The organism is Pseudoalteromonas sp. SIMBA_162 (genome assembly GCF_046535955.1).
Lineage (GTDB): Bacteria > Pseudomonadota > Gammaproteobacteria > Enterobacterales > Alteromonadaceae > Pseudoalteromonas > Pseudoalteromonas marina.
The window spans coordinates 1-204 of the sequence record NZ_JAWJBQ010001437.1; the positions used below are offsets into that span (position 1 = coordinate 1).

Consider the following 204-nt stretch of genomic DNA (forward strand, 5'->3'; position numbering starts at 1 on the left):
TGGGCGCATAGCTCAGCTGGATAGAGTACCTGGCTACGAACCAGGCGGTCGGAGGTTCGAATCCTCCTGCGCCCACCACTCTTTACACACTCTGCTTAGAGTATAAAAAAGCAAATAGTAAAAGTGGGCGCATAGCTCAGCTGGATAGAGTACCTGGCTACGAACCAGGCGGTCGGAGGTTCGAATCCTCCTGCGCCCACCACT

2 tRNA genes are annotated in these 204 nt (G+C 54.4%); both read left to right on the top strand.

The window, feature by feature from the left end:
• Position 1 precedes the first annotated feature (1 nt).
• Positions 2–78: transfer RNA gene (locus tag R0J88_RS24355), tRNA-Arg, on the top strand.
• Between the two features lie 47 nt (positions 79–125).
• Positions 126–202: transfer RNA gene (locus R0J88_RS24360), tRNA-Arg, on the top strand.
• Positions 203–204 lie beyond the last annotated feature (2 nt).